Raw genomic sequence first — 25115 nt, forward strand, 5'->3', positions numbered from 1 at the left:
ATGCGGCGCCCGGCACCGCTTCCCGCATCGCCCGAGGAGCCGACCCCGGGCGACATCGCCGAGGGTTCCCCGTCCGCGCCTCGCCGCCGCCTGCAGCGCTTCGGTGACGCGGGGAAGCGGGAGGCCGGACGCAGGGCCGCCGGGGCGCCGGATGCCGAGGTTGCGGATGCCGGGCATCCGGAGGCGGACGCCGGTCTCGGCACGCACGCGGGCGCCGAGCCGGACGGATACTCCGTCACCGCGGTGATCGCGGAGGAGGATCAGGATGCCGCTCGCTCCGCAATGCGCAGCAGCGAGGTGTGGCGCGCCGCGCGCGCCCGCCGGAAGGCGCTGCGCGCCGAGATCCGACGCTTCACTCAGCGCTCCCGCCGCAGACGTCTCGTCGTGTGGGGGTCGACGGGTGCGCTCGTCGCTCTCGTGCTCGGCAGCGTGATCGCCGCGTACAGTCCGCTCTTCGCGGTGGAGAAGATCACCGTCGCGGGTGCGACGAGCATCGACCCGGCCACCGTGCAGCAGTCGCTCGCCGACCAGATCGGCGCCCCGCTCGCTCTGGTCGACGCCGGTCGCGTCAATTCGGCGCTGGCCGAGTTCCCGATCATCGAGTCCTACGCTCTGGAGGTGCGGCCGCCGCGCGAGCTGCTGGTGCGCATCGTAGAGCGCACCCCGGTGGGCGCGATCCGCGACGGCGACGTCTACTCGGTCGTCGACGCCGCCGGTGTGGTGCTCTCATCGAGCCGGGAGCGACCAGCGGGCGCACCCGAGCTCGACATCACGGGCGGTCTCGGCTCGACCGCGTTCCACAGCGCGGGGCTCGTGATGCGCTCGCTTCCGGCCGACCTGCGCGCGACGGTGACGCAGGTGCGGGCTACCTCCGGCGATGACGTGACGCTGAGCCTCGCAGACGGCAAGACGGTGGTGTGGGGGAGCGAGAAGGACTCCTCCCGCAAGGCCGCAGTGCTGGTGCGACTGATCGCGGCCGCGCCGCAGTCGAGCACCTTCGACGTGTCGTCTCCGACCGTTCCGGTCGTGGGCTGAGAGCAGATCGCGGCGACACGCCGTGTCGGTGCGCGCGCACGCCGGTGTTGCGCATACCGTCGTTGACGAGAACGCAATACCGGGAAACAGTTTAACCCTCTCGTTGAGGTTTAAGGTTTATCCCTCGTCAGGCTCGAATAACGGAGGCCGGCCATGAGCCAGAACCAGAACTACCTCGCCGTGATCAAGGTCGTCGGCGTCGGCGGTGGCGGCGTCAACGCCGTCAACCGCATGATCGAGCTCGGACTCCGCGGAGTCGAGTTCATCGCCGTCAACACCGACGCCCAGGCGCTGCTTATGAGTGACGCCGACGTCAAGCTCGACGTGGGTCGCGAGCTCACCCGAGGACTCGGTGCCGGAGCCGACCCCGAGGTCGGTCGTCGGGCTGCTGAAGACCACGCCGAGGAGATCGAGCAGGCGCTCACCGGCGCCGACATGGTCTTCGTCACCGCCGGCGAGGGCGGCGGCACCGGAACGGGCGGCGCGCCCGTGGTCGCGCGGATCGCGAAGTCGATCGGCGCGCTGACCATCGGCGTGGTGACCAAGCCGTTCTCGTTCGAGGGCCGTCGCCGCCAGAGCCAGGCCGAGGCAGGCGTCGCGAAGCTGAAGGAAGAGGTCGACACCCTCATCGTGGTGCCGAACGACCGACTCCTCGAGATCAGCGATCGCGGCATCTCCATGATCGAGGCCTTCGCGACGGCCGACCAGGTGCTCCTCGCCGGTGTGCAGGGCATCACCGACCTGATCACCACCCCCGGCCTCATCAACCTCGACTTCGCCGACGTGAAGTCGGTCATGCAGGGGGCTGGCTCCGCGCTCATGGGAATCGGATCGGCCCGCGGCGCCGACCGCGCCATCAAGGCCGCCGAGCTGGCCGTCGAGTCCCCGCTGCTCGAGGCGTCCATCGAGGGTGCGCACGGCGTGCTGCTCTCGATCCAGGGTGGCTCGAACCTCGGCATCTTCGAGATCCATGACGCCGCCGACCTCGTCAAGGAGGCCGCGCACCCCGAGGCGAACATCATCTTCGGAACGGTCATCGACGACACCCTCGGCGACGAGGTGCGCGTCACCGTGATCGCCGCCGGCTTCGACGGCGGCGAGCCCGCACCGCGACTGGAGCCGATGGTCGTCGAGCGCCCTGCGGCGAACCCGCTGCCGGAGGTGCGCCTGGACGAGAAGGCCGCCGAGGAGCGCCCCGAGCCGGCCAAGCCGGCTGTGGCGCCGGCGCCCGTGGCATCCAGCATCGAGCCGGCCTTCTCGGACGACGACATCGACATCCCCGAGTTCCTCAAGTGACGCTCCGCGCGCGGCTGTCGGCGATAGACGAGCGCATCGCCGACGCCGCGCGCCGGGCGGGCCGGGATCCGGGTGAGATCACCCGGATCGTGGTGACGAAGTTCCACCCGGCCTCCCTGGTGCGTGAGCTGCACGAGCTCGGTGTGACGGATGTCGGTGAGAACCGACAGCAGGAGATGACCGCCAAGCGCGACGCCCTCGACGGGCTCGATGTGCGGTGGCACTTCATCGGCCAGGCCCAGACGAACAAGGCCGCCGCCATCCGGCGGGATGCGGACGTGGTGCACTCCGTCGACCGCGTCAAGCTCGCCGATGCGCTGCATCGGTCAGGTGCCGACGGGGACCGCCTGGATGTGCTCGTGCAGGTCAACCTCACCGAGGACACCGGGCGCGGCGGCAGCGCCCTCGGCGACGCCGAGGCGCTGACCGAGCACGTGCTCGGCCTCCCGTCCCTCAGGCTGCGCGGCGTCATGGCGGTCGCCCCGCTCGACGAGGAGCCTTCTCGAGCCTTCGCTCGGCTGCGCGACGTCGCCGATCGCGTGCGTGCGCTCTCGCCGGGAGCCGACTGGATCTCAGCCGGGATGACCGGAGATTTCGAAGCGGCGATCGACGCAGGCGCGACACACCTGCGGATCGGTTCCGCAATCACAGGACCACGCCCCGACCGGGGTTAGCCTTTCAACCAGACCAGCCCGAACGTTCGAACCGGAGGACACGATGGGTAACCCGCTGAAGAAGACCATGGTGTATCTCGGCCTTGCCGACGAGGAAGAGGTCTACGAGGAGGAAGCCACGCCGACGCCGGCGCGAGCCTCCCGCGACAAGCACGAGACGCCCGAGCGCGACGAGACCGCGCCCGCGCCCGTCACGCCCCTGCGTCGTCCGACGGCTGTGCGTCAGCCGGCGGCTGGCACGGTCAACGAGATCCTCACCGTGCATCCCAAGCAGTATCGCGACGCGCAGATCATCGCCGAGAACTTCCGCGAGGGCGTGCCGGTGATCATCAACCTGTCGCAGATGAGCGACGCCGACGCGCGCCGTCTCATCGACTTCGCCAGCGGGCTCTCGCTCGGGCTGTACGGTCGCATCGAGCGGGTCACGAGCAAGGTCTTCCTGCTCTCGCCCGAGAACATCGCCGTGTCAGGTCAGGGTGGCCTCGCGCAGGCGGATTCCGCCTCGTTCGACTCCTGATCCGTGGGAGCGATCCTCAGCATCATCGGCGGCATCGCCGAACTGGTGCTGACGCTGTACGTGCTCGTGCTCATCGTGAGGCTCGTGCTCGAGTACATCCCCATGTTCAACAGGTCGTGGCGGCCGAAAGGTGCCGGCCTGGTCGTCGCCGAGCTCGTCTACACCGTCACCGATCCGCCGATCCGCTTCTTCCGCAGGCTGGTCCCGCCGCTGCGCATCGGCTCGATCGCGCTCGATTTCGGGTTCATGCTGACGATGTTCAGCGTGTTCATCCTGATGGCGATCATCCGTGCGCTGACCTGATCGTCTGAGCGACCGCGCATCGCGTCGCCCAGACTGGGGGACTATGCTTGGCTCCCAGACGCGCGCCCCGGGTACGCGTCGAATGAACCACATCGCCGGCTCTCAGCGACTGGCAACCGAACTCATCGAAAGAGGAGCCACCCATGGCACTTACCCCTGATGACGTCGTCCACAAGGAGTTCCAGCACGTCCGATTCAAGGACGGCTTCGACCCCGAAGAGGTCGACGACTACCTCGACGAGATCGTCGTTGAATGGCGCAAGACCATCGAGGAGAACAACGAGCTGAAGGCCAAGCTCGCCGCGTTCGAGTCCGGCGAGAACGCTCCGGCTCCCGCCGCCGCACCGACCCCGGCTCCGGCCGGTGAGGGCTCGCCCGTCGGCACCTCCGCCGGCATCATCGAGCTCGCACAGCGTCTGCACGACGAGCACGTCGCCGAGGGCGAGGCCAAGCGCAAGCAGCTCATCGAAGAGGCCGAGACCGAGGTCGCGCGCATCCGCACCGAAGCCGAGGCGAAGCAGCGCGAGGAGTCGGCACGACTCGAGCGCGAGCGCAACATGCTCGAGGGTCGCATCACCGAACTGCGCGAGTTCGAGCGCGACTACCGCGGCAAGCTCCGCGCGATGATCGAGGGCCAGCTGCGCGACCTCGACCAGAAGTCCTCGACGGATTCGACGCCCGTCTCCGCCATCGGCCTGTAGGTCACTCTTGGCAGGACGTCGTCCCCTTCGTCGGTCGGCGGCCGGCATGATCGTCGCATCTCTCGCGGCGATCGTGCTGGCCGCCGATCAGTTTGTGAAGCACCTCACCATCGAGAACCTGCCCAAGGCGGAGGCGGTTCCGGTGCTGGGGGAGTTCCTTCAGCTGTACTACATCCGCAATTCCGGAGCAGCGTTCTCGATCGGCTCGAGCATGACGTGGATCTTCACCATCGCCATGGCCGTGGTGGTCGGCGTGATCGTCTGGAAGACGTTCGAGGTGCGCTCGCGGCTGTGGGCCGTCGTCCTCGGATGTCTGCTCGGCGGCGTTCTCGGCAACCTCGCAGATCGGCTGCTTCGCGAGCCCGGCTTCGCGGTCGGCCACGTCGTCGACATGATCTCGATGCCGTGGATGCTGCCGGCGATCTTCAACGTGGCCGACATCTTCATCGTCTCCGGCATGATCTCCGTCGCGCTGCTCGTCGTCCTCGGCATGCGCCTCGACGGCACGCGAGAGCGGGATCACGCGAAGAGCGCGCAGGACCCGGCTGCGGACGGCCATGAGGACGCGGCGGCGTCCGCGGGGATCTGACCGTGCAGTCCCGCAGCCTTCCCGTCCCCGACGGGCTCGACGGCCAGCGCGTCGACGCGGCGCTGGCCAAGATGCTCGGGTTCTCGCGCACCTTCGCGGCGGAGGTCGCCGAAGCGGGGGGCGTCACCCTCGACGGCGTCGCCCTGGGCAAGTCCGATCGACTGCGCGCAGGCGGCTGGCTCGACGTGAGCTGGTCGCCCAAGGAGGAGCCGAGTATAGAGCCGATCCCCGTGCCCGAGCTGGGGATCGTCCACGACGACGACGACATCGTCGTGGTCGACAAGCCGACCGGCGTCGCAGCTCACCCGTCGCTCGGCTGGGAGGGACCGACGGTCGTCGGCGCTCTCGCCGCGGCGGGCTTCCGGGTCGCGACCAGCGGAGCGCCCGAGCGGCAGGGCGTCGTGCACAGGCTGGATGTGGGCACCAGTGGCCTGATGGTCGTGGCGAAGACAGAGAGCGCGTACACCGCTCTGAAGCGGGCCTTCAAGGAGCGCACGGTCGAGAAGATCTATCACGCCGTCGTACAGGGCCATCCTGATCCCCTCGCCGGCACGATCGATGCGCCGATCGGACGCCACCCGAACCACAGCTGGAAGTTCGCCGTCGTGCCGGACGGCAAGCCCTCGGTCACCCACTACGAGACCCTCGAGGCGTTCCCGGGCGCCTCCCTGCTCGAGATCCATCTCGAGACGGGCCGCACACATCAGATCCGCGTGCACATGGCGGCGCACCGGCATCCCTGCGTCGGCGATCCGCTCTACGGCGCCGACCCGACCCTCTCGGCGCGGCTCGGCCTGACCAGGCAGTGGCTTCACGCACATCGGCTCGCCTTCGCGCACCCGGCGACCGGTGAGTGGGTGCAGTTCGAGTCGCCCTACCCCGCCGACTTCCGTCATGCCCTCGACGTGCTCGACCCGGGGCGCGAATCGGACTGATGCGACTCGACCTCAGCGCTTGACGCGGCCCCCGCGGAAGGTCGCAGGGTCGTCCTCCGCCATCGCCAGAGCGATGCTGCGCACATGCGCATCGTCCACATCGCCCATCGCCGCCAGATCGTAGAAGCCCACCTCGGTCAGCTCCCCGTCGGCGGGGTGCGGATCGCCGGACACCCAGGTGCAGCGGAAGACGAGGTCGAGGTAGTCGACCTGGTCGCCGTTGTCGTAGGTCACGCGGGGCATCTGCTGCACGAGCGCGAGCCGATCGACCGACACCACGACACCCGCCTCCCCCAGGCACTCGCGCGCCGCGGCATCCGCCGGTTCCTCACCGGGCTCGACGATGCCCGAGACGGCCTGCCACGCGCCGTTGTCGGCGCGCTTTCCCAGCAGCACCTTCTCGTCGCGGAAGACGATCGCCGTGACGCCGACCAGAGACAGCGGTGCGGTGCCGATGTGCTCGCGCAGAGCGAGGACGAACTCGGGAGTGGCCATACCTCAGCGTACCGAGGGGGCGTCGACGCGGGCGTCCGACGGGCCTCGTAGACTCGATGCATGGCCTCCGATTCCTTCGTGCACCTGCATGTCCACAGCGAGTACTCCATGCTGGACGGTGCGGCGAAGATCACCTCGATGACGCAGGCGGCGGCCGACTACGGGATGCCGGCGATCGCCGTCACCGACCACGGGAACACCTTCGCCGCGTTCGAGTTCTACAACGCCGCGAACGCCGCCGGAGTCAAGCCGATCATCGGTCTCGAGGCGTACGTGACCCCCGGCACGCACCGAAGCGACAAGTCGCGCGTGGCGTGGGGAACCGCGGATCAGAAGAGCGACGACGTCTCCGGTTCGGGTGCCTACACCCACACCACGCTGTGGAGCGAGACCACCGCCGGCATGCACAATCTGTTCCGGTTGAGCTCGCTCTCGAGCATCGAGGGCTACTACTTCAAGCCCCGCATGGATCGTGAGCTGCTGCAGACCTACGGCAAGGGCCTGATCGCCACCACGGGATGCCCGTCGGGGGAGATCCAGACCCGGCTGCGGCTCGGGCAGTACGACGCGGCGCGCGCTGCGGCCGCGGAGTTCCAGGACATCTTCGGCAAGGAGAACTACTTCGCCGAGATCATGGATCACGGTCTCTCCATCGAGCGGCGCGTGATCAGCGATCTGCTGCGGCTGTCGAAAGACCTGAACATCCCGCTCGTGGCGACGAACGACTCGCACTACACCCATCAGCACGAGGCGGACGCCCACGAAGCGCTGCTCTGCGTGCAGTCCGGGTCGACGATGGACGACCCGAACAGGTTCAAGTTCGACGGCGACGGCTATTACATCAAGACGGCGCAGGAGATGCGCCAGATGTTCCGCGACCACCCCGAGGCGTGCGACAACACGCTGCTGATCGCCGAGCGCTGCCAGGTCGAGTTCGACACCAAGGCGAACTACATGCCACGGTTCCCTGTGCCCGACGGCGAGACCGAGGACAGCTGGCTGGTCAAGGAGGTCGAGAAGGGGCTGCACTACCGCTACCCGAACGGCATCCCGGACCGCGTGCGCAAGCAGGCCGAGTACGAGACCGGCATCATCCTGCAGATGGGGTTCCCCGGCTACTTCCTCGTCGTCGCCGACTTCATCAACTGGGCCAAGGACCACGGCATCCGCGTCGGACCCGGTCGCGGCTCGGGAGCGGGATCGATGGTCGCGTACGCGATGAAGATCACCGACCTCGACCCGCTCGAGCACGGACTCATCTTCGAGCGCTTCCTCAACCCCGACCGCGTCTCGATGCCCGACTTCGACGTCGACTTCGACGACCGTCGCCGCGGCGAGGTCATCGAGTACGTGACGCAGAAGTACGGCTCGGAGCGAGTGGCCCAGATCGTCACCTACGGCACGATCAAGTCCAAGCAGGCGCTGAAGGACGCCGGGCGCGTGCTCGGCTACCCGTTCAGCATGGGCGACCGTCTCACCAAGGCGATGCCGCCGGCGGTGATGGGCAAAGACATGCCGCTCAGCGGCATGTACGACAGCGCCCACCCGCGCTACAAGGAAGCGAGCGAATTCCGCGCGCTGATCGACACCGACACGGATGCCAAGCGCGTCTTCGACCGCGCGCTGGGGCTGGAGGGGCTGAAGCGGCAGTGGGGCGTGCACGCCGCCGGTGTGATCATGTCGTCGCACCCGCTGCTCGACATCATCCCGATCATGAAGCGCGAGCAGGACGGCCAGATCGTCACGCAGTTCGACTACCCGTCGTGCGAGTCGCTGGGCCTGATCAAGATGGACTTCCTGGGGCTGCGCAACCTCACGATCATCTCGGACGCGCTCGACAACATCCGGATGAACAGGGGAGAGGAGCTCGATCTCGAGCACCTCGGACTCGACGATCGCGCGGTCTACGACCTGCTGGCCCGCGGTGACACGCTCGGCGTCTTCCAGCTCGACAGCCCGCCGCTGCGCTCGCTGATGCGGCTCATGAAGCCCGACAACTTCGGCGACATCTCGGCGCTCATCGCGCTGTACCGCCCGGGCCCGATGGGTGCGAACTCGCACACCAACTACGCTCTGCGCAAGAACGGTCTGCAGGAGATCACGCCGATCCACCCCGAGCTGGAAGAGCCTCTGGCCGACATCCTGCAGGAGTCGTACGGTCTGATCATCTATCAGGAGCAGGTCATGGCCATCGCGCAGAAGGTCGCGGGGTTCAGCCTCGGACAGGCCGACATCCTGCGTCGCGCGATGGGAAAGAAGAAGAAGTCCGAGCTCGACAAGCAGTACGAGGGCTTCTCGGGCGGGATGAAGGAGCGCGGCTTCGGCGAGGGCGCGGTGAAGGCGCTGTGGGACATCCTGCTGCCGTTCTCGGACTACGCCTTCAACAAAGCCCACTCCGCCGCATACGGGCTGGTCTCCTACTGGACCGCGTACCTCAAGGCTCACTACCCGGCCGAGTACATGGCGGCCCTGTTGACCAGCGTCGGCGACTCCAAAGACAAGATGGCGCTGTACCTCAACGAGTGCCGGCGCATGGGCATCCGGGTGCTGCCGCCGGACGTGTCGGAGTCGATCAACTTCTTCGCGGCCGTCGGCGAAGACATCCGCTTCGGCCTCGGCGCCGTGCGCAACGTCGGCGGCAACGTCGTGGACGGGATCGTCGCGTCGCGCACGGAGGGGCCGTTCACCTCGTTCCACGACTTCCTCGGCAAGGTGCCGCTGCACGTCTCGAACAAGCGCACCGTCGAGTCGCTGATCAAGGCCGGCGCGTTCGACTCGATGGGCGACACCCGACGCGCGCTCATGGAGATCCATGAAGACGCCGTCGAGGCCGCCGTCGACCGCAAGCGGAACGAGGCGCAGGGCGCGATCGGCTTCGACTTCGACAGCCTCTACGACGACATGGAGGAGGCCGCTCCCGCGAAGGTCCCCGACCGCCCCGAGTGGGTGAAGAAGGACAAGCTGGCCTTCGAGCGCGAGATGCTCGGTCTGTACGTCTCGGATCACCCGCTCGCCGGACTCGAGGTGCCGCTCGCGAAGCACGCGTCGATCTCGATCAACGACCTGCTCACTTCGGAGGACCTTCAGGACGGCGATCAGGTCACCGTGGCCGGGCTCGTGACGAGCGTGCAGCACCGGGTGGCCAAAGCCAGCGGCAACCCGTACGGAATGATCACCGTCGAGGACTTCAACGGCGAGGTGACGGTCATGTTCATGGGCAAGACCTACACCGAGTTCCAGCACACGCTGCAGCAGGACGCCATCCTCGCCGTGCGCGGACGCGTCTCCCGACGCGACGACGGGCTCAACCTGCACGCGCAGTCGGCGTTCGCCCCCGATGTCGGATCCTTCGACGCCGCGGGACCGCTCTCGCTGCTGGTCGCCGAGCAGCGGGCGACCGAACGCGTCATGAACGACCTGGCCGACGTGCTGCGCCGCCACGCCGGCGAGACCGAGGTGCTGCTGCGCGTGCATCGCGGCGGCGCCGCGAAGGTCTTCGAGGTGCCGATGCCGGTGAAGGTGTCCGCCGACCTGTTCGGCGACCTCAAGTCGCTGCTCGGCCCCGCCTGTCTGGGCTGAGCCCGCAGCCGCGACACGACGCACCGAACTCCCTGGTGCGGTGAGTATCATCATGATTCGCGTGGCCACCCACCACGAACGAAAGGACCCTCGATGAGCTTCGACAGGCCGAGCAGCGCCCACGACGCGTCGGCGGAAGAGCCTCGCCTGCGCGCGGATGCGCGCTCGGAGGCGGGCGTCGACCCCGACGACATCGACCCGGACGACGACGGAGTGCTCTACGAAGACCAGGTGCAGCCCGAGTACGGCATCCTCGGCTTCACGCTCCGCGAGCTCATCATCGTCGGCGCCTGGCTGGTCGGCTTCGTCGCCTCGTTCTTCCCGATCGGCCCGATCGGAGACACGGTGTGGACGTCGGGCATCCACTGGATCCTGATGATGGGCGTGCCGACCGCGGCGGTGTTCCTCGTCGTGCTTCGACGGCTCTCGCCGGACGGGATCCGCCGCGTCGGATCGCTGGGCATCGACCAGTTCGCCTCCGTCGCGGCGACCGTCGCGGCGGTGTCATGGGCTCAGGTGCTGTGGCAGCAGATCGCCGCCACCGTCGAGACCGGTGTCGTGCTGATCGGCTGGGTGGCCGTGGTGGGGCAGCTGGCGATGCTCGCACTCGTGGCGGCGACGGTGTTCGCCCCCGTGCTGCCGCGGCTGCGTGAGGACTTCCATGGTCGCCTGGAGACCCTCGCGCACCGCAACGCGAACCCGGTCCGTCCCGTGATCCCGCGTCTGCGGGCTGAGCGCGAGTCCGTCACGCCGCCGGCGGGTGCAGGCGACATCGCGCCGCAGGCCGAGCCGCGTGACGGAGCACGTGCCGCGACGGCAGAGCCGCGCGTCGACACCGCGCTGACGACGGTCATCCCGGACGCGGGCGCGGCGCCGGATGCGCGGAACTGGGCATCCGCACCGGAGCACCGCTCCGCTCCGGATGTCTGGGATGCCGACCTCGCACCGACCGAGGCGGCTCAGGGAGAGCAGGCTCTCATCGAGCCGGTCGCGGACGAGTCGCAGCCTGATGCGTCGGAGCCGACCGCATCGAGCGCCGACTCGACAGAGCCGGTGCAGTCCGAGCTCGTCTCGCCCGAGCGCGGCGCATCCGTGCCGGTGCCCGAGTCGACCGAGCCCGAGGTCTCTCCGCCCGCGCCCGAGTTCTCTGCCGAGCCCGAGCCTGCGCCCGAGTTCTCGTTCGAATCGGAGCCCGAGCCCGAATCCTCGCCCGTGCCGGAGTTCATCTCGCCCGATCCCGAGCCCGAGCCCGAGCTCGTTCCCGAGCCCGAGCCCGAGCCCGAGCTCGTTCCCGAGCCCGCACCGGAATCGGGATCTGCGGTGTACGAACCAGCGCCGCACTCTCTGCCCGAACACGCCGCACCCGAGCCGGAGCCCGTCCCTGACGACCGCGACGACCACCGCGATGACGACACCGTCGACGACACCGAGGTGCTCTACAACACCGCGGCGGTCGAGGCGCTGCAGAGCATCTTCGCCGACGACGCCGCCGACTCGAACCGATCGGTCGAGCACAACACGGCGCCCGACGGTCTGCCCGGCGCCGCCGGGGCCGCCGTCGTCGAAGCCGAGGAGCAGCCGCTGCGGCGCACCCGCGCCGAGCAGGCGGCCGAGACCGATTCCTTCGGCCAGCCCGAGCCGTTCTGGATCCTCGCTCCCACCGAGCGCGATGTGCTCGACGAGCGCGGCGAGCCGCTGTTCCGGATCGGCCCGACGGCGTGGGCGCTGGCCATCGAGGACCGCGGCGGCGCGTTCGTCGTGCGACATGAGGACGGCCGGATCGGCTACCTCCACGACATCTTCGACATCACGAAAGGCTGAGCGCGTGCGCACGATCGATCTTCGGGGCAAGACCCTCTCACCCTCCGACATGCTCGCGGTCGTGCCGCGAGCGACGCAGGCGCGTGCCGAAGCGCTCGAAGCCGCCGCAGCGATCGTCGACGCGGTGCGCACGTCGGGCGAGGCCGCGCTGCGCGAGCAGGCTGAGCGCTTCGACCGGGTGAGCGGTCACCCCATCCGCGTTCCCGCCGAGCACGTCGCCGAAGCCGCGGCATCCGTCGACCCGGACGTCCGCTCCGCTCTCGAGGCCGCCATCGACCGCGTCCGCCGGGGCTCGGCAGCTCAGGTCCCCAGCGCGCAGACCACCCAGATCGGACCGGGCGCGAAGATCACCCAGCGGTGGCAGCCGGTGACGCGCGCGGGGGTGTACATCCCCGGTGGCAAGGCGCCGCTGGCATCCAGCGTGGTGATGAACGTCGTCCCCGCGCAGGTGGCCGGAGTCACCTCGATCGCTCTGGCGTCCCCGCCGCAGGCCGCGCACGGCGGACGGGTGCACCCGACGATCCTCGCCGCCGCCGACCTGCTCGGGATCGACGAGATCTACGCGATCGGCGGCGCCGGCGCCATCGGCGCCCTCGCTCACGGAGTCGCCGAACTCGGACTCGACCCGGTCGACGTCGTCTCGGGCCCGGGCAACAACTACGTCGCCTCCGCGAAGCGCGTCGTCGCGGGCGTCGTCGGCACGGATTCCGAGGCCGGTGCGACCGAGATCCTCATCGTCGCGGATGCCGAGGCCGACGCCGACCTCATCGCCGCCGACCTGATCAGCCAGGCCGAGCACGACGAGCAGGCGTCCGCTGTGCTGGTGACCGACTCCGTCGAGCTCGCCGAACGCGTCGCCTCGGCGGTGGCGCAGCTCGCATCGGCGACCACCCACGCCGCGCGGGTCGCCGAGGCGCTCGGCGGACCGCAGTCGGCCATCGTCCTCGTGGACGACCGCGCGATGGCCGAGGCGTTCAGCAACGCCTACGCCCCTGAGCACCTCGAACTGCACCTCGCCGACGCCTCTGCCGCAGCCGAGCGCTTCACGAGCGCGGGCGCGGTGTTCGTCGGAGATCAGACGCCGGTCAGCCTCGGGGACTACATGGCCGGCAGCAACCACGTGCTGCCCACCGGCGGTCAGGCCCGCTACGCCGCCGGGCTCGGCGCGTACACGTTCCTGCGTCCGCAGCAGGTCATCGAATACGACCACGCGGCACTCGCCGAGGTGAGGGCGGGAGTCGTCGCTCTCGCGAACGCCGAGATCCTGCCCGCCCACGGAGACGCCGTCGAGGCGCGCTTCGCCCCCGCCTCCCGGTGAGCAGGTGGGCGAGCGAGTAGGCTGACCGATCATGCACTGCCCCTTCTGCCGGCATCCGGACTCCCGCGTCATCGACTCCCGCACCAGCGACGACGGCCTGTCGATCCGCCGCCGTCGACAGTGCCCGGAGTGCGGTGGACGGTTCTCGACGACCGAGACGGCGAGCCTGATGGTCATCAAGCGCTCGGGAGTGATGGAGGCGTTCAGCCGCGACAAGGTGATCTCGGGCGTGCGCAAGGCCTGTCAGGGCCGGCCCGTCACCGAGGCGAATCTGGCGCTGCTCGCGCAGAAGGTCGAGGAGGCGGTGCGGCAGACCGGCGTCTCGCAGCTCGACACCAACGAGATCGGGCTCGCCATCCTCGGCCCCCTTCGTGAACTCGACGAGGTGGCCTACCTGCGGTTCGCGAGCGTGTACCAGGCGTTCGACTCGCTCGACGACTTCGAACGCGCGATCGGCGACCTGCGTGCCGACCACGCGACGGCAGAAGCGGAATCCGACGACCGGTAACCTTGGGCAGTGATGTACTCACTGCTCTTCCGCCACGTCCTCGCGCGCTTCGACCCGGAGTCCGCGCACCACGCCGCGATGGCCGTCATCCGCGTGCTCGGCGTACGGCCCTTCTCGTGGGTCGCGCGGGCGCTGACGGCGCCGCGCCCCGAGCAGGAGGTGCGCGCGCTCGGCCTCGTGTTCCCCTCGCCGTTCGGGGTCGCCGCGGGGTTCGACAAGAACGCCGTGGGTGTGCGGGGTCTGGACGCGCTCGGCTTCGGGCACGTCGAGATCGGCACGATCACCGCCATCCCGCAGGAGGGCAACCCGAAGCCCCGGCTGTTCCGTCTCATCGCGGACCGCGCAGTGATCAACCGGATGGGCTTCAACAACGAGGGGGCGGATGCCGCGGCGCGCCGGCTCGCCGCGTTGCGCAGGCGCGCGCCGCACGCGGTGATCGGCGTGAACATCGGCAAGAGCCGCGTGGTCGCTGTGGAAGACGCCGTCGGCGACTACGTCACCTCCGCCACCCGGCTCGCGCCCCTCGCCGACTACCTCGCCGTGAACGTCTCGTCGCCGAACACGCCCGGCCTGCGCGGCCTGCAGGCCGTGGAGACGCTCGCCCCGCTGCTGCGCGCGGTGAAGCAGGCGGCGGGACGGACGCCGCTGCTGGTGAAGATCGCGCCGGATCTGCCCGATGACGAGATCGAGGCCATCGCCCGGATGGCGGTGGCGGAGGGGCTGGCCGGGATCATCGCCCACAACACGACCATCTCGCGAGACGGTCTGATGACCGATCCGGGGATCGTCGAGGCGGCGGGCGCCGGCGGGCTCTCCGGCGCGCCGCTGAAGGAGCGCTCGCTCGAGGTCCTCGCCGTCGTGCGGCGCGTGGTGCCGGATGACTTCTGCGTGATCGCGGTCGGGGGAGTGGAGACCGCTGACGACGTGCAGCGCCGCCTCGACGCCGGTGCGACTCTCGTGCAGGGCTACACCGCGTTCCTGTACCGGGGTCCGCTGTGGGCCAGGCAGATCAACAGAGGCCTGCGCCGCTGAGCGGCACAGGCCTCGGAACAGAACCTGGGTCCCTGAGCTCGTCGAGAGTCAGTCGGGGTACTGACCGCGGCTGACCTGCGGCTTCGGCAGACGCATGAAGCGCATCTGCAGCGATCGCATCGCCGCATACCAGCCCAGTCCGCGTTCGCGACGCTCGAGGCTGAACTTGGCGGCGACCTTCTTCTTCACCCGCATGCTCAGCAGCACCATGTCGCCGACGGCGAGCAGCATGTAGCCCCACAGTCCGACCATGGCCCACAGCTGGATCGCGGGGATGTCGATGAGGCTGAGCACGATGACCAGCAGCATCGCGGCCATCAGCCATTCGGAGATGTGCCATCCGGCGTCGACGTAGTCGCGCACCCAGCGCCGCTGCGGACCGCGGTCGCGCGCGGGGAGGTACTTGTCCTCGCCGTTCTCCATGCCGATGCGGGCTCGCTGACGGCGCGCCTGCAGATCGGCCTTCGCCGCCGCGCGAGCCTCCTTCGTGTTCGCGACCAGGGGGCGTCGGTTGGCCGCCTCGCGCTCTGCGCGGGTGGGCGTAGCGCGACCCTTGCCCACGGCGGGCGTCTCGGGGGCGTCGTCGGCGGCGGGGGTGGGGTTGGGCACGTTCGACCTCAGTTCGGAATCGGGTTCGTCTTAAGATTACTCGCATGACATCCCCTGCATCGCCTGCCTCGTCCGCCGCGGAGACCGCGCTGCTCGAGGCGGTGGCCCTCGGCATCCCATCCGCTCTGGCCGACCTGGGTGCGCTGGTGCGCATCCCCGGCATCGCCTGGCCCGCGTTCGACCAGACGCAGCTGGAGCGCTCGGCGGAAGCCGTCGCCGAGCTCGCCAGGGGAACCGGCGTGTTCGACGACGTGCGGGTGCTGCGCGCGCACGTCGACGACACCGACGAACTCGGTCAGCCCGCTGTGCTCGCGACCAGGGCCGCGCGCAACGGTCGTCCGACGATCCTCCTCTACGCGCACCACGACGTGCAGCCGCCGGGGGCCGATGAACTGTGGGATACGCCGCCCTTCGAGCCGACTGTTCGCGACGGACGTCTGTACGGCCGCGGCGCCGCGGATGACAAGGCGGGGATCATGGCGCACATCGCCGCGCTGCGGGCTGTCGCAGAGGTGCTCGGCGACGACCTCGACCTCGGCGTCTCGCTCTTCATCGAAGGCGAGGAGGAGTACGGCTCGCGCTCCTTCGCCCGCTTCCTGCGCGACAACGCCGACGCGCTCCGTGCCGACGCGATCGTCGTGGCGGATTCGGGGAATCTCGATTCCCGCACGCCGGGGCTCACCGTCTCGCTGCGCGGCAACGCCCGGTTCACCCTCACCGTCCGCACTCTCGAGCACGCCTCGCACTCGGGCATGTTCGGGGGAGCGGTTCCGGATGCCATGATGGCCGCCGTCACGCTGCTCGCGACGCTCTGGGATGCCGACGGCGCGGTCGCGGTCGAGGGGATGGCCAGCAGGCAGGCGGAGACGCCCGAGTACACCGAGCAGACCCTGCGCGACGAGGCTGGCCTCCTCGACGGCGTCAGTCCGATCGGACGTGACGACATCTACGGCCGGATCTGGAACAAGCCCTCGATCACGATCACCGGGATGGACGTCACGAGCGTGGCCGCGGCGTCCAACACGCTGTTGCCCGAGGTGAGTCTCGTGATCAGCGCGCGGGTCGCCCCCGGCCAGAGCGCGACCGACGCCTACGCGGCGCTCGAGCGGCACCTGCGCGAGCGTGCGCCGTTCGGTGCGGAGCTGACCTTCTCCGACGTCGACCTCGGCGACGGCTTCCTCGTCGACACCTCGGGATGGGCCGTCGAGCTCGCCCGCGCCGCGATGGGTGACGGCTACGGCGTCGACGCCGTGGACCTCGGCGTCGGCGGATCGATCCCGTTCGTGGCAGACCTGGTCCGGGAGTTCCCGGGCGCGCAGATCCTCGTCACCGGCGTCGAGGATCCGCACTCGCGTGCGCACAGCCCGAACGAGTCGCTGCACCTCGACACGTTCCGCAACGCGGTGCGCACCGAGGCGCTGCTGCTCGCCAGGATGAACGAGCGCGCCGCCGGCTCCTGAGCCGCCGCATCGGTGCCCGACGAGGATCGGCCCTGCGGGCACCGGCGGCGGTAGAATCATGCACGAGCAGCGAGACCGCGCTGCCCGTTGCAAGGAGTTGAGATGAGCGACACCACCCTGACCTCAGAGCCCACCGCCGCCCCCGCCCACGGCGTCTCGCTGACCGATGCCGCAGCGCTCAAGGTGAAGAGCCTGCTCGAGCAGGAGGGCCGTGACGACCTGCGCCTGCGCGTGGCCGTGCAGCCCGGCGGATGCTCGGGGCTGATCTACCAGCTGTACTTCGACGAGCGCTACCTGGAAGGTGACGAGACCGTCGACTTCGACGGCGTCGAGGTCATCATCGACAACATGAGCGTGCCCTACCTGGACGGCGCGTCGATCGACTTCAAGGACACCATCTCCGAGCAGGGCTTCACGATCGACAACCCCAACGCCGCCGGCAGCTGCGCCTGCGGTGACAGCTTCCACTGAGGCCACTACCTGCGTGGTTGGCATGAATCGCGTGTGAGGTTGCCCTAGACTTGAGTCTGCTCCTGTCCGAGATCTGAAAGGTGCATCGTGCCCTCGAAACGCCGCCTTCGTTGGGCCGCGCTCCCGCTGGGAGCAGCGGCAGCTGTGGCCCTGGCGGGATGTACTCCCACCGAACTCAATGGATTCCTTCCGGGCTTCGTCGAAGACGGCACCCCCGCGACCAACCAGACCGAGACGGTCTCCGGTCTGTGGGTAACCTCGTGGGTCGTTCTGCTGGCCGTCGGTGTGATCACGTGGGCCCTGATGGGATGGGCCCTCGTCATGTACCGCCGGCGCACCGGTCAGACCGGTCTTCCGGTCCAGCTGCGCTACAACATGCCGATCGAGATCCTCTACACGGTGATCCCGCTGATCCTCGTGCTCGGCATGTTCTTCTTCACCGCGCGCGACCAGGCCGACATCGAGACGCAGTGGGATGAGCCCGATGTCGAGATCACCGCGATCGCCAAGCAGTGGGCATGGGACTTCCAGTACGGCGGCGAAGACGAAGACGACGCCGTGTGGACCATGGGCGTGCAGGCCGATCCCGACGAGAACGGCGACATCGAGCGCGAGAAGCTCCCGACGCTCGTGCTGCCCGTCGACAAGAAGGTCACGATCGACCTGCAGTCACGTGATGTGATCCACTCCTTCTGGATCATCGACTTCCTGTACAAGAAGGACATGTACATCGGCAAGGACAACTCCTGGTCCTTCGTCCCCACGCGCGTCGGCGAGTACGACGGCAAGTGCGCCGAGCTCTGCGGTGAGTACCACTCGATGATGCTCTTCAACGTGAAGGTCGTCGAGCAGGACGAGTACGACGCATACCTCGAGACCCTGCGCGAGCAGGGCAACACGGGCGACATCACCGACGCCTACGACCGACTCAGCAATCTCCCCGGGAACGGCGCGAGCACGCATCCCGAGGAAGAGGAGTAAGCCATGACCACCACAGCTGAACCCACGACAGCGCCGGGCGCCCGCCCGACCACGCTGCCACCGCGTCAGGCAGCCCTGCTCACCTCCTCCCGCGTGGAGCAGAAGGGCAACATCATCGTCAAGTGGATGACCTCCACCGACCACAAGACGATCGGGTACATGTACCTGATCGCGTCGGTGCTGTTCTTCCTCCTCGGCGGTGTGATGGCGCTGATCATCCGCGCCGAGCTCTTCGCTCCCGGCATGCAGATCGTGCCCACCAAGGAGCAGTACAACCAGCTGTTCACGATGCACGGCACGATCATGCTGCTGATGTTCGCGACGCCGCTGTTCGCCGGCTTCGCCAACGCGATCCTGCCGCTGCAGATCGGCGCGCCCGACGTGGCGTTCCCGCGTCTGAACGCGTTCGCCTTCTGGCTGTTCACCTTCGGCTCGATCATCGCCATCGCCGGCTTCCTCACCCCGCAGGGCGCGGCCTCGTTCGGATGGTTCGCGTACCAGCCGCTCGCCAACTCGTCGTTCTCGCCGGGCGTGGGCGGCAACCTCTGGATGCTCGGCCTCGGCATGTCCGGTTTCGGCACCATCCTCGGCGCGGTGAACTTCATCACCACGGTCATCACCATGCGCGCACCCGGCATGACCATGTGGCGCATGCCGATCTTCTCGTGGAACACGCTGATCACCAGCCTCCTGATCCTGATGGCGTTCCCGGTGCTCGCCGCGGCGATCCTCGCCGCAGCGGCCGACCGCGTGCTCGGTTCGCACATCTACGACGTCGCGAACGGTGGCGTGCTGCTGTGGCAGCACCTGTTCTGGTTCTTCGGTCACCCCGAGGTGTACATCATCGCGCTGCCGTTCTTCGGCATCGTGTCCGAGATCTTCCCCGTGTTCAGCCGCAAGCCGATCTTCGGCTACAAGACGCTGGTGTACGCGACCATCGCGATCGCCGCCCTCTCGGTGGCCGTGTGGGCTCACCACATGTACGTGACCGGCGGCGTGCTGCTTCCGTTCTTCTCGCTGATGACCATGCTCATCGCGGTGCCGACGGGTGTGAAGATCTTCAACTGGATCGGCACGATGTGGCGAGGCTCGATCACCTTCGAGACGCCGATGGTGTTCGCCCTCGGCTTCCTCGTGTCCTTCGTCTTCGGTGGACTCACCGGCGTGATCCTCGCGGCTCCGCCGCTGGACTTCGCCCTGAGCGACTCGTACTTCGTCGTCGCCCACTTCCACTACGTGGTGTTCGGCACCGTCGTGTTCGCGATGTTCGCCGGCTTCTACTTCTGGTGGCCGAAGTGGACCGGCCGCATGCTCAACGAGCGCCTGGGCTACATCCACTTCTGGATGCTGTTCATCGGCTTCCACATGACCTTCCTCGTGCAGCACTGGCTGGGCGTGGACGGCATGCCCCGTCGTTACGCGGACTACTCCACCTATGACAACTGGGAGTGGGGCAACCAGGTCTCCACGATCGGTGCGATCATTCTCGGCGCCTCGATGCTGCCCTTCTTCCTCAACGTGTGGATCACCGCCCGCAAGGCGCCGAAGGTCACCGTCGACGACCCGTGGGGCTACGGTGCATCGCTGGAGTGGGCCACCTCGTGCCCGCCGCCGCGTCACAACTTCACGTCGATCCCGCGCATCCGCAGTGAGCGTCCGGCGTTCGATCTGAACCACCCCGAGGCCGCAGAGCACCCGGTGGGCGTCGCAGCGGGAGAGGTCAAGTAAGTCATGCGCAGCAATGTCATCCTCTGGTGGATCATCGCGGTCTTCTTCACGATCGCGTCCATCGTCTACACGATCTGGAACCTGGTCGACCCCTTCCACGGCTACGTGGAATGGGTGGGCACGGTGGCGCTCCTGTTCGTCGCCTTCATGGGTGCCATGATCGCCGTCTACCTGCAGCGCACGTACAAGGCGCAGGGTGGAGAGCTCCCCGAAGACGTCCTGACGGCGGACATCGACGACGGTGACCCCGAGCTCGGCGAGTTCTCGCCGTGGTCGTGGTGGCCGCTGGTCCTCGCCGCCTCCGCAGGTGTCTTCTTGCTCGGCCTCGCGGTCGGTCAGTTCCTGCTGCCGATCGGTGTGGCGATCTTCCTCGTCGCGATCGTCGGCTGGGTGTACGAGTACTACCGCGGGCACTTCGCGCGCTGACGCCAAGCTCCGTCGAGAAAGGCCCCTGGATTGATCCAGGGGCCTTTTCGTCGTCCGCATCCGGCGCAGGGGCCGCGTTCGGGCGTGTCTGGGATGTCCAAGGGAAGGGGGCATTGGCGCGCTCAGGGCGTCTCTGGGACGGCAAGGCGGGCCTGTGGGTGCGTTCAGAGGCGTCTCTGGGACTGCGACGCCTGCCTGGGTGCGTTCAGGGGCGTCTCTGGGACGGCAACGCCTGCCTGAGCGCGTTCAGGCAGGGCAAGCGAGGCCGCTACGTCACGCCCTGGACGTCATACGCCGATCCGTCACGCTCTGGTCCGCACACGCGGAACGCCGGTCAGGGCGTCGACAGGGCGGCGATGGGTGCCGTCGTGGTCCTCGACGGGGTATCCCTCGCGCACCCAGTACTCGAAGCCGCCGATCATCTCGCGGACCTCGAAGCCCAGCCTCGCGAACTCGAGCGCGCCCTTCGCCCCGGCGTTGCAGCCGGGGCTCCAGCAGTACACGACCACCGAAGCGTCCGCCGGGATCTCCTCGGGCGCCCGACGGGCGATCTCGCTGTAGTGCATGTGCAGTGCCCCGGGGACGCGTCCCTGCGCCCACGCCTCGTCAGAGCGCACATCCACCACGACCAGTGGGGCGCCGGCCTTCTGAGCGGCGTGGACGTCGCTCGGGTCGGTCTCGTACTCGAGTTTGGCTGCGAAGAACTCGTGGCGATCGATCATGGTGTCAGGCTACTCGGCAGTGCCACGACCGCGGCCGTCGATGACGACGAGGGCAGTCGGCGATCCACGACGCGCCGAGCGTCCAGATCGCGGATACGACTGAGGGCCCGTCCGAAACGGACGGGCCCTCAGTCGTGGGGGAGTGCGGCTTACTCGCCGTCCTCCGACTTCTTCTTGCGCGACTTGGCCGGCTCCTTGGCGATCACCGAACTCGGGGTGTTCGGCGTCTCGTCGACGTGCAGGTCGGTCGCAGCGATCTGGTCGTCGGAGGTGACGCCGGCACGCTCATGAGCGCCGGCGATCTCCGCCGCCTCGATCTCCGCGTCGTGCGCCAGCGTGTGCTGCTGGTGCGCATCGGCGGCCGCGATCTCGGCCTGCGTCAGCGGCTGCAGACGGTCCTCGTAGAACCAGCGCGAGATCGAGCTGCGCAGGTTCTGGTGCCACGGGATGCGACCCTTGGCGTTCGGACGCACGACGAGCGGCTCGTAGCTTGTGTAGTCGATGAGCTTCCAGCGGTCGTACACGTCGACCGGCTGGTGCACCTCGATGAACTCGCCGCCGGGGAGGCGGACGATGCGGCCCGACTCGTAGCCGTGCAGCACGATCTCGCGATCCTTCTTCTGCAGCGCGATGCAGATGCGCTTCGTCACGAAGTACCCGAGGATCGGGCCGACGAAGAGCAGGGCCTGCAGGGCGTGAATGACACCCTCCATGGTCAGCATGAAGTGCGTGGCCATGAGGTCGGACGAGGCCGCAGCCCAGAGCACCGCGTAGAAGATCATCCCGGCGACACCGATGGCGGTGCGGGTCGGGGCGTTGCGGGGACGGTCGGCGATGTGGTGCTCGCGCTTGTCGCCCGTGATCCACGCCTCGAGGAACGGGTAGATCGCCACGGCGACGATGAACAGTCCGAGCACCAGCACCGGGATGACGATGCCGAGCGACAGCGTGAAGTTGCCGAGCATGACGTCGAGGTGCGGGGGAGCGAGACGCAGGGCGCCGTCGGCGAAGCCGATGTACCAGTCAGGCTGAGTGCCGGCCGAGATCGGGGACGGGTCGTAGGGACCGTAATCCCAGAACGGCAGGATCTGGAAGAACGAGGCGATCAGGACGATCACACCGAAGACGATGAAGAAGAAGCCGCCCATCTTCGACATGTACACGGGCATCATCGGGTAGCCGACGACGTTGTCGTTCGTGCGGCCGGGGCCGGCGAACTGGGTGTGCTTGTTGATCACCATCAGCATCAGGTGCAGCACGATGAACGCGATCACCAGCAGCGGCAGCAGCAGGATGTGCATCGTGTACAGGCGGCCGACGATGTCGTCGCCGGGGAACTCGCCGCCGAAGATGAGGAACGAGGTCCAGGTGCCGATCAGCGGCAGACCCTTGATCATGCCGTCGATGATGCGCAGACCGTTGCCCGAGAGCAGGTCGTCGGGCAGCGAGTAGCCGGTGAATCCCTCGGCCAGGGCGAGGATGAAGAGCACGAAGCCGATCACCCAGTTGAGCTCGCGCGGCTTGCGGAACGCGCCGGTGAAGAACACGCGCAGCATGTGGATGCCTATGCCGGCGATGAACACGAGTGCCGCCCAGTGGTGGATCTGGCGAACCAGAAGGCCACCGCGGATGTCCCACGAGATGCGCAGCGCCGACTCGAAGGCCGCCGTCATCTCCACGCCGCGCAAGGGCGCGTACGCGCCGGTGTAGTGCGTGGGGGCCATCGAGGCCTGGAAGAAGAACGTCAGGAACGTTCCCGACAGGAACACGGCCACGAACGCCCAGAGCGCGATCTCGCCGAGCATGAACGACCAGTGGTCGGGGAAGATCTTGCGACCGAGCTCCTTGACGAGCCCCGACAGGCTGGTGCGCTCGTCGAGGTAGTTCGCCGTCGCGCCGATGAAGCGTCCGCCCAGGGGCTTCTGCTTGGTGTCCTCTTTAAGAGTTGCGGTGCTCAATGACGCTCCCAGAAGCTCGGACCGACGGGTTCGGTGAAGTCGCTCTGCGCGATGAGGTAGCCCTCATCGTCGACGGCGATGGGCAGCTGCGGCAGCGGTCGCGCTGCCGGGCCGAAGATGACCTTGGCGTGGTCCGTGACGTCGAACTGCGACTGATGGCACGGGCACAGCAGGTGGTGGGTCTGCTGCTCGTACAGCGCGACGGGGCAGCCCACGTGCGTGCAGACCTTGGAGTAGGCGACGATGCCGTCGTAGGACCAGTCCTTGCGGTCCTCGGCCTCGATCAGCTGCTCGGGTCGCAGACGCATGAGGAGCACGATGGCCTTGGCCTTCTCCTCCATGTATCCCTCGCTGTGGCCGAGCTCGGCGAGCGGCTCGGGGATGACGTGGAAGGCCGAACCGAGAGTGACGTCCGCGGCGCGGATCGGGGTGCCCTCGGGGTCACGCGCCAGGCGCATGCCCTCTTCCCACATGGTGTGCTTGAGAAGTGCGACCGGGTCACCGGCGATGGGGTTGCCGTGCGAGTTGTTGTGCGGTGCGAGACCCCGGAACAGCGTGAGGCCGGGCAGGATCGAGGCCACGACCGCGGCGATGAGCGAGTTGCGGATGATCGCGCGGCGCCCGAAGCCCGAGTCCTCGTTGGCCGCGGCGAACGCCTCGACGGCGCCGGCGCGGGTGGCGTCCTTGCCGCGGGTCGGGTGGCGGTGCTCGATGTACTCCTTGTCGGACATCAGCGCCTTCGACCAGTGGATCGCGCCGATGCCGAGCGCCAGCAGCGCGAACGCGATGCCGATGCCGATGTACATGTTGTTGTGGCGGATGTCGATCGCCATGCCGCTCTCGATCGGGAACAGCATGTATGCGGCGACCGCCCAGATGCTGCCGGCGAGCGACAGGTAAAACAGGGTGTAGACCGTGCGGACCGCAGCCTTCTCGGCGCGCGGGTCCTTGTCGGTCATCCGCTCACGGTGTGGCGGCAGTCCCGGGTTCTCCGCAGGATCGCTGACTGCGACGCCCAGCCCCCGCGAGGGCTCGTAGGCCCTGTCGAGAGCCTGCGTGTCGTCGTCGTGTGCCATGGTGCTCCTCGTACGTAACTCTTCGATGAAAGTGCGTCAGTTGGACTTCGCCGTGATCCACACGGTGAGGGCGACCAGCGCGCCGATTCCGAAGATCCAGATGAACAGGCCCTCCGACACGGGACCGAGCGATCCGAGCGTGAAGCCGCCGATCTGCACGGCCTCCTGCTGGTAGACGAGGGCGGCGATGATGTCGCGCTTGTCCTCGGTGCTCAGGTTCATGTCGCCGAAGACCGGCATGTTCTGCGGGCCCGTGACCATGGCCGCGTAGATGTGCAGCGGGCTGGTGGAGGTCAGCGCGGGGGCGTACTTGCCCTCCGTCAGAGCGCCACCGGCGGCGGCGACGTTGTGGCACATCGCGCAGTTGATGCGGAACAGCTCCGCGCCGTTTGCGATGTCGACCTCGTCGCTCGCGTTGTCGGGGTTCTCTTCGCCGGCGGTCACCCACTTGTCGGGGTAGCTCGGGCCGGGAGCGACACTCTGCACGTAGGCGGCCATCGCGCGAATCTGCGCGTCGGTGAACTGCACGGGCTTCTGCGGCGCCTGCGGGCCCTGCATCTGCAGCGGCATGCGGCCGGTCGCCACCTGGAACTCGACGGACAGCTCGCCGACGCCGATGAGGCTCGGTCCTTCGCTCGTGCCCTGCATGTCGATGCCGTGGCAGGTCGCGCAGTTCGCGGTGAACAGCTTCTGGCCGTCCTCGACGGTCAGCTCTGCCGCAGCACTGGTCTGCGTGTCAGCGGTGGATGCCATAGCAGCGGACGCACCGGCGTACACGCCGCCGGTGAGCAGCAGGCCGGCGCCGATCAGCGCGGCAGCGGCGAGGGGACTGCGGCGACCGCGGGAGCGGTGCTTCTTCACTCGTGCCATTTCGGGAAATC

24 protein-coding genes are annotated in these 25115 nt (G+C 68.3%); 18 read left to right on the plus strand and 6 right to left on the minus strand.

Annotated features, from left to right (window positions below):
- From PGB26_RS09230 to PGB26_RS09265, 8 genes are all read left to right on the plus strand, one after another.
- The gene (locus PGB26_RS09230; protein ID WP_271637339.1) at positions 1-1035 is read left to right on the plus strand and encodes an FtsQ-type POTRA domain-containing protein; all 1035 of its coding nucleotides are present in this window, start codon (positions 1-3) and stop codon (positions 1033-1035) included.
- Between the two features lie 153 nt (positions 1036-1188).
- On the plus strand, positions 1189-2331 hold the full coding sequence (ftsZ, locus tag PGB26_RS09235; protein ID WP_271637340.1) for a cell division protein FtsZ: 1143 nt from the start codon (positions 1189-1191) through the stop codon (positions 2329-2331).
- Positions 2328-3005, plus strand: coding sequence for a YggS family pyridoxal phosphate-dependent enzyme (locus PGB26_RS09240; RefSeq protein WP_271637341.1), 678 nt, complete (start codon positions 2328-2330; stop codon positions 3003-3005). Before ftsZ ends, PGB26_RS09240 begins: the two co-directional genes overlap by 4 nt.
- A 43-nt stretch (positions 3006-3048) precedes the next feature.
- Complete coding sequence (locus PGB26_RS09245; protein WP_271637342.1) at positions 3049-3522, plus strand: cell division protein SepF; 474 nt, start codon at positions 3049-3051, stop codon at positions 3520-3522.
- Positions 3523-3525: 3 nt separating this feature from the next.
- The gene (locus PGB26_RS09250) at positions 3526-3825 is read left to right on the plus strand and encodes a YggT family protein (protein WP_271637343.1); all 300 of its coding nucleotides are present in this window, start codon (positions 3526-3528) and stop codon (positions 3823-3825) included.
- 143 nt (positions 3826-3968) lie between these two features.
- Positions 3969-4526, plus strand: a complete 558-nt coding sequence (locus PGB26_RS09255; RefSeq protein WP_271637344.1) for a DivIVA domain-containing protein — start codon at positions 3969-3971, stop codon at positions 4524-4526.
- A 46-nt stretch (positions 4527-4572) separates the two neighbouring features.
- Positions 4573-5115: a signal peptidase II gene (lspA, locus tag PGB26_RS09260; RefSeq protein WP_271637345.1), complete on the plus strand. Its 543-nt coding sequence runs from the start codon at positions 4573-4575 to the stop codon at positions 5113-5115.
- Positions 5116-5117: 2 nt separating this feature from the next.
- Positions 5118-6050, plus strand: a complete 933-nt coding sequence (locus PGB26_RS09265) for an RluA family pseudouridine synthase (protein ID WP_271637346.1) — start codon at positions 5118-5120, stop codon at positions 6048-6050.
- Positions 6051-6062: 12 nt separating this feature from the next.
- Here the strand turns inward: PGB26_RS09265 and PGB26_RS09270 are convergent, their stop codons facing one another.
- Complete coding sequence (locus PGB26_RS09270; RefSeq protein ID WP_271637347.1) at positions 6063-6545, minus strand: NUDIX hydrolase; 483 nt, start codon at positions 6543-6545, stop codon at positions 6063-6065.
- A gap of 60 nt (positions 6546-6605) precedes the next feature.
- Between PGB26_RS09270 and dnaE the strand changes: the two genes are divergently transcribed.
- From dnaE to PGB26_RS09295, 5 genes are all read left to right on the plus strand, one after another.
- The gene (gene dnaE, locus PGB26_RS09275; RefSeq protein WP_271637348.1) at positions 6606-10124 is read left to right on the plus strand and encodes a DNA polymerase III subunit alpha; all 3519 of its coding nucleotides are present in this window, start codon (positions 6606-6608) and stop codon (positions 10122-10124) included.
- Positions 10125-10217: 93 nt separating this feature from the next.
- Positions 10218-11945: a hypothetical protein gene (locus PGB26_RS09280; RefSeq protein WP_271637349.1), complete on the plus strand. Its 1728-nt coding sequence runs from the start codon at positions 10218-10220 to the stop codon at positions 11943-11945.
- Between the two features lie 4 nt (positions 11946-11949).
- Positions 11950-13263 (plus strand): histidinol dehydrogenase, encoded by a 1314-nt coding sequence (hisD, locus tag PGB26_RS09285; protein ID WP_271637350.1) that lies wholly within the window; start codon positions 11950-11952, stop codon positions 13261-13263.
- A gap of 31 nt (positions 13264-13294) precedes the next feature.
- Positions 13295-13771: a transcriptional regulator NrdR gene (gene nrdR / locus PGB26_RS09290; RefSeq protein WP_271637351.1), complete on the plus strand. Its 477-nt coding sequence runs from the start codon at positions 13295-13297 to the stop codon at positions 13769-13771.
- Between the two features lie 12 nt (positions 13772-13783).
- The gene (locus tag PGB26_RS09295) at positions 13784-14803 is read left to right on the plus strand and encodes a quinone-dependent dihydroorotate dehydrogenase (protein ID WP_271639631.1); all 1020 of its coding nucleotides are present in this window, start codon (positions 13784-13786) and stop codon (positions 14801-14803) included.
- 48 nt (positions 14804-14851) lie between these two features.
- Here the strand turns inward: PGB26_RS09295 and PGB26_RS09300 are convergent, their stop codons facing one another.
- A complete protein-coding gene (locus PGB26_RS09300; RefSeq protein WP_271637352.1) occupies positions 14852-15412 on the minus strand; it encodes a DUF3043 domain-containing protein in 561 nt (186 codons plus the stop codon).
- Positions 15413-15456: 44 nt separating this feature from the next.
- Between PGB26_RS09300 and PGB26_RS09305 the strand changes: the two genes are divergently transcribed.
- From PGB26_RS09305 to PGB26_RS09325, 5 genes are all read left to right on the plus strand, one after another.
- Positions 15457-16872, plus strand: coding sequence for a dipeptidase (locus PGB26_RS09305; RefSeq protein WP_271637353.1), 1416 nt, complete (start codon positions 15457-15459; stop codon positions 16870-16872).
- A 102-nt stretch (positions 16873-16974) separates the two neighbouring features.
- Entirely contained in the window at positions 16975-17343 is a 369-nt protein-coding gene (gene erpA, locus PGB26_RS09310; protein ID WP_071643050.1) for an iron-sulfur cluster insertion protein ErpA, read from the plus strand.
- An 87-nt stretch (positions 17344-17430) separates the two neighbouring features.
- On the plus strand, positions 17431-18324 hold the full coding sequence (gene ctaC / locus PGB26_RS09315) for an aa3-type cytochrome oxidase subunit II (protein WP_271637354.1): 894 nt from the start codon (positions 17431-17433) through the stop codon (positions 18322-18324).
- Positions 18325-18327: 3 nt separating this feature from the next.
- Positions 18328-20052, plus strand: coding sequence for an aa3-type cytochrome oxidase subunit I (gene ctaD, locus PGB26_RS09320; protein WP_271637355.1), 1725 nt, complete (start codon positions 18328-18330; stop codon positions 20050-20052).
- A gap of 3 nt (positions 20053-20055) precedes the next feature.
- Positions 20056-20478: a cytochrome c oxidase subunit 4 gene (locus tag PGB26_RS09325; protein ID WP_071643056.1), complete on the plus strand. Its 423-nt coding sequence runs from the start codon at positions 20056-20058 to the stop codon at positions 20476-20478.
- A gap of 302 nt (positions 20479-20780) precedes the next feature.
- Here PGB26_RS09325 and PGB26_RS09330 read toward each other — a convergent pair whose 3' ends face one another.
- The 4 genes from PGB26_RS09330 to qcrC all read right to left on the minus strand — a co-directional run bounded on the left by PGB26_RS09330 (position 20781) and on the right by qcrC (position 25104).
- Positions 20781-21200, minus strand: coding sequence for a rhodanese-like domain-containing protein (locus PGB26_RS09330; RefSeq protein WP_271637356.1), 420 nt, complete (start codon positions 21198-21200; stop codon positions 20781-20783).
- A gap of 149 nt (positions 21201-21349) precedes the next feature.
- Complete coding sequence (gene qcrB, locus PGB26_RS09335; RefSeq protein ID WP_271637357.1) at positions 21350-23158, minus strand: cytochrome bc1 complex cytochrome b subunit; 1809 nt, start codon at positions 23156-23158, stop codon at positions 21350-21352.
- Positions 23155-24234 carry a cytochrome bc1 complex Rieske iron-sulfur subunit gene (gene qcrA / locus PGB26_RS09340; RefSeq protein WP_191713278.1) on the minus strand — a complete coding sequence of 360 codons (1080 nt, stop codon included), beginning with the start codon at positions 24232-24234 and terminating at the stop codon, positions 23155-23157. The genes qcrB and qcrA overlap by 4 nt, the downstream gene beginning before the upstream one ends.
- Before the next feature lie 36 nt (positions 24235-24270).
- Positions 24271-25104, minus strand: a complete 834-nt coding sequence (gene qcrC / locus PGB26_RS09345; protein ID WP_271637358.1) for a cytochrome bc1 complex diheme cytochrome c subunit — start codon at positions 25102-25104, stop codon at positions 24271-24273.
- Between the last annotated feature and the right edge of the window lie 11 nt (positions 25105-25115).

It is taken from the genome of Microbacterium sp. nov. GSS16, from assembly GCF_028198145.1.
Lineage (GTDB): Bacteria > Actinomycetota > Actinomycetes > Actinomycetales > Microbacteriaceae > Microbacterium.

Coding starts and splice junctions, on each gene's coding strand:
- erpA (WP_071643050.1), top strand. CDS start 16,975: ATGAGCGACACCACCCTGACCTCAGAGCCCACCGCCGCCCCCGCCCAC.
- nrdR (WP_271637351.1), top strand. CDS start 13,295: ATGCACTGCCCCTTCTGCCGGCATCCGGACTCCCGCGTCATCGACTCC.
- PGB26_RS09295 (WP_271639631.1), top strand. CDS start 13,784: ATGTACTCACTGCTCTTCCGCCACGTCCTCGCGCGCTTCGACCCGGAG.
- PGB26_RS09330 (WP_271637356.1), bottom strand. CDS start 21,200: ATGATCGATCGCCACGAGTTCTTCGCAGCCAAACTCGAGTACGAGACC.
- PGB26_RS09325 (WP_071643056.1), top strand. CDS start 20,056: ATGCGCAGCAATGTCATCCTCTGGTGGATCATCGCGGTCTTCTTCACG.
- PGB26_RS09305 (WP_271637353.1), top strand. CDS start 15,457: ATGACATCCCCTGCATCGCCTGCCTCGTCCGCCGCGGAGACCGCGCTG.
- dnaE (WP_271637348.1), top strand. CDS start 6,606: ATGGCCTCCGATTCCTTCGTGCACCTGCATGTCCACAGCGAGTACTCC.
- ctaD (WP_271637355.1), top strand. CDS start 18,328: ATGACCACCACAGCTGAACCCACGACAGCGCCGGGCGCCCGCCCGACC.
- PGB26_RS09280 (WP_271637349.1), top strand. CDS start 10,218: ATGAGCTTCGACAGGCCGAGCAGCGCCCACGACGCGTCGGCGGAAGAG.
- qcrC (WP_271637358.1), bottom strand. CDS start 25,104: ATGGCACGAGTGAAGAAGCACCGCTCCCGCGGTCGCCGCAGTCCCCTC.
- ftsZ (WP_271637340.1), top strand. CDS start 1,189: ATGAGCCAGAACCAGAACTACCTCGCCGTGATCAAGGTCGTCGGCGTC.
- PGB26_RS09270 (WP_271637347.1), bottom strand. CDS start 6,545: ATGGCCACTCCCGAGTTCGTCCTCGCTCTGCGCGAGCACATCGGCACC.
- qcrA (WP_191713278.1), bottom strand. CDS start 24,234: ATGGCACACGACGACGACACGCAGGCTCTCGACAGGGCCTACGAGCCC.
- PGB26_RS09255 (WP_271637344.1), top strand. CDS start 3,969: ATGGCACTTACCCCTGATGACGTCGTCCACAAGGAGTTCCAGCACGTC.
- PGB26_RS09230 (WP_271637339.1), top strand. CDS start 1: ATGCGGCGCCCGGCACCGCTTCCCGCATCGCCCGAGGAGCCGACCCCG.
- lspA (WP_271637345.1), top strand. CDS start 4,573: ATGATCGTCGCATCTCTCGCGGCGATCGTGCTGGCCGCCGATCAGTTT.
- PGB26_RS09245 (WP_271637342.1), top strand. CDS start 3,049: ATGGGTAACCCGCTGAAGAAGACCATGGTGTATCTCGGCCTTGCCGAC.